This is a genomic window from uncultured Tateyamaria sp. (assembly GCF_947497045.1).
Classification (GTDB): Bacteria; Pseudomonadota; Alphaproteobacteria; order Rhodobacterales; family Rhodobacteraceae; genus Tateyamaria.
The window spans coordinates 1-3727 of sequence record NZ_CANMEU010000033.1 but is presented as its reverse complement, the minus strand read 5'-3'; the positions used below and the strand labels follow the sequence as shown (position 1 = coordinate 3727).

Genomic DNA, 3727 nt, shown 5'->3' with positions numbered 1-3727 from the left:
GAATGCCAAGCAGACCTGGGGCTTCGGCCTGTGCTTTCTGCATCTGCGGAACGTGAAGGGGTTCAAATGGAACCACACGCCCCGAGCGACGCCATCAAATCGCTTACTTTTGCTCAGCCTCATCGCCAGGATGTTAGGCCGCTGTTAATACAATCGGAACCGCGAATAGTTCTTTCGTACGCAAGCTTCGTTGAGCTCCCACATTCATGTGTCAAAAACCTACCGCCTAAATCAAAGTTTAGTTAGTCGCCAGAAGATTGTCATGGTTCCTGACGCAAGTCGCCCCATTGCTAATGGATTTCTTTCCAAGGTTTCGAAAAGGAAAGAACTGATGCTGTCGTATACTATTGTCGAGAATGAGCAGTTTGCAGATCAAATTGTGACCCCCGGTCTTCTGGGGGCAAATTTCGTCACGAGTTTTGACTTTGAGCTAGCAGATAGCACGGCATTGCTTGATACACTGCAGTCCATGAGCATTTCAACCCTACGTTTTCCTGGGGGCAGCGTCACAGAGGATTCATTCGCCGAAGCATCGTTTCTGACTGGGAACTGGGATGCAACATCCCACTTCGATGGCAGGCAGACGCAAACCCTTACGCCACTCAACTCATTTTTTGAAGCTGCCGGATACATCGGTGCTGACGTACAACTCGTGATTCCGACCAGAGTTGCTTTCACGCAGTCCGCCGGTGAGGCGTTACAGGCCGGAGAGTTTGGCACCCGTACAGAGCTCAGATCCGATTACCTTGATATGGTTGATCGATATATGTCGGAAGCGATGGCACTTGCCGCTGAGGCGGGCACTCAGATCACGCATGTGGAAATTGGTAATGAGTTCTGGGGTAGTGGAGAAATGTCATCTGCTGAGTACGGGCTACTTGCTGGCATCCTAACGGCTCACCTCTCGACAGAATATCCAGATATCGAAGTCTTTATACAAATCGTCTCAAGCTCCAATACGTTTACGCCAAATCTTGATGAAGTGGCTTATTTAGAATCAGACGGCAATGGCGATTTTAATATTTATCCTGACCGACACATAAGTGACCCACCGGAAGACCATTGGGTTGAGGTAACAATTTCTGGTATCGGTAATTCTCACTCCAGTAACCAAATAATTGCTGAAAATTTCGCCAGTGTGCCCGGCGCGGTAAGCAATCTCAGTGGGGTAATCAATCACGTTTATTTTGGACATGGTTTTGACGGGATTGATGGTGAGAGGGATTTCGCGTTACAGACTGCCTTTGATTGGTTTATCGACGCTTTGGGTGCTCCCGTTGAATTAGATTATCTAATTTCAGAGTGGAGCCCAAGGGGCCCAAATAGCAACGGTCTTCAATACGCGCACACGGTGATTGAAAGCTTTTTTGAACTCGTATCCAATGGTATAGATTACGCCAATTTTTGGCCCACTACATTTGCAAATCCGTCAACCCTTGCCCGATCCCTTATTGATAGCGTCGAAGGCGATCTCACGTTTGGTGGCGTCGCTTTTCAATTCTTGTCGCAAGCGGAAGGCATGCGACCCATGTTTGACTTTGAAGTAGATGATGTTGTCGACTTGCATGGGTACGCTGGTGAGGATGGAATGACTATCTATGCGGCCGAACGAAGCGGAGTAGCCTCGACCACACCGATTGAACTAAGTCTGGCTAACTTCACCGTCTCTGATAATTACTTTGTCACCTATACGCATTTGACATCTGATGATGGTCAAGCAACCGCTAATAGTTCCAACCCAACAGTGACGGTCTCATCGGGCTTTATGCTGGAGGGTGATTTGTTATCGCTCGACCTTCAACCCTTCGAAGTTCTGATGATTGGGCTTCAGGACGTTACAGATGCTGGCGATCAAATCAACGGCTCGGTTAGTAATGACTTGATAACCGGAGACGGGGGAAATGACACAATTTTTGGCGGTGATGGGCATGATACTCTAAACGGACAGCTCGATGATGATCTGTTATTTGGAGAAGAAGGGGACGATGCTCTCAGAGGTGGTTGGGGCAACGACACTCTTGATGGTGGTCAGGGGGCTGACACGCTCTTTGGGCACTTTGGCGACGATAGAATGTTAGGCCAAGCTGGCGACGACGTACTTTTTGGGCACGACGGCGATGATGTGCTGCTAGGACAGATGGGCGCTGATCATCTTAGCGGAGATGATGGAAGCGATTTGGTTGATGGTGGTGCTGGTACGGACAGTATAGATGGTGGCAGCGGCACGGACACACTCTTGGGAGGCGAAGGGGACGATACACTAAATGGGGGTGACGGAAACGATATCCTGTGGGGCGGAGCCGGTGCGGATCATCTTGATGGTGGCGATGGAATTGATTTTGCACAATATTATGCGACAGACGCGGATCTAATTGCAGATCTTCAAAAGAGCCAAAACAACGCTGGTGCAGCGGCTGGAGATACCTATTCAAACATCGAGAATCTACACGGCGGTACTGGAAACGATGACCTTCGAGGCGATGCTAGCAAAAACACTATCTTGGGAGGTTCAGGCAATGATCAAATCCATGGTCGCTTTGGGAACGATACCCTAAGTGGCGGCAGTGGAAATGATAGTCTTTGGGGCGGCGTTGGTTCGGACCACCTCGACGGTGGTGATGGATTCGACTTTGCGCATTACTACAGTACTGATGGCAATCTAATTGCTGACTTGCAGTTCGCTCATGTCAATACAGGTGCAGCCGCGGGTGACACGTACTCGGATATCGAAAACTTGCACGGTGGGGGTGGCAACGACAATCTGCGTGGAGATGCCGGTGACAACATCATTGTTGGCGGCGGTGGGAATGACCACCTCCATGGTCGTTTAGGCAACGATGTGTTTATTGGTGGAGAAGGCGCAGACTACTTCAACTTCAACCACAACTGGGGTCAGGAACAAATCAATGATTTTGAAAACGATGTCGATGTGATCGTTTTCCGCGATTTCGGATTTACAGATGCAAACGATGCTTTGCATCATGCGACACAAATCGACGATGATGTTTTATTCGACTTTGGAGGTGGAGATAGCTTGTTGGTCCTTAACACCGAGGTATCGCAGTTGTTCGACGATATGATTTTTGTATGATGAACCGCGCCGGGTTTGCCGGAGGCTCCAACTCATGAGTAGGATGGAGCATCATGACAAAGACAACAAGCAAGTATTCACCAGAAGTCCGCGAACGTGCTGTGCGGATGGTATTGGATGGCGCAGGGCAGCATGAAGCCGTTGGGCGGCGATTGTGTCGATTGCGTCGAAGATTGGCTGCGCGCCGCAAACGCTGAACGATTGGGTCAAGAAGGTCGAGGTTGATACCGGCCAACGTGGCGGCATCACGACCGAGCAGGCCGAGAAGATGAAAGCGCTTGAGCGTGAGGTGCGCGAGTTGAAGCAGGCCAATGAGATCCTGCGCAAAGCGTCCGCATATTTTGCCCAGGCGGAGCTCGACCGCCCACTGAAACGATGATCCAGTTCATTGAAGATCACCGGGCTATACATGGAGTCGAGCCAATCTGCCGTGTGCTGCCGATTGCCCCAGCCACGTTCTATGACCATTTGGCCAAGCGTGCTGACAAGCGATATTCTCAATGTAGTCAAAGTCGCTCAGGAATGTGTTCGGACCCCGATGGACATAAGGCCGAGTTTCGGTAATCCCCCCATTTTTAGAGGGGCGCATCAGTAGAATCTAAGCCGCCTTCAATTTCTGTATCGGGGTAATTCCCC

1 protein-coding gene, 1 pseudogene and 1 other annotated feature are annotated in these 3727 nt (G+C 50.1%); the gene and the pseudogene both read left to right on the top strand.

Annotated features, from left to right (window positions below; translation table 11 throughout):
- Positions 1–208: 208 nt before the first annotated feature.
- A complete protein-coding gene (locus Q0859_RS21310; RefSeq protein ID WP_299155145.1) occupies positions 209–3091 on the top strand; it encodes a hypothetical protein in 2883 nt (960 codons plus the stop codon).
- A 53-nt stretch (positions 3092–3144) separates the two neighbouring features.
- Positions 3145–3577 (top strand): annotated as a pseudogene (locus Q0859_RS21305) (transposase); the annotation flags it as partial.
- Positions 3425–3541, top strand: a sequence feature (AL1L pseudoknot). It overlaps the preceding pseudogene by 117 nt.
- Positions 3578–3727: the final 150 nt, after the last annotated feature.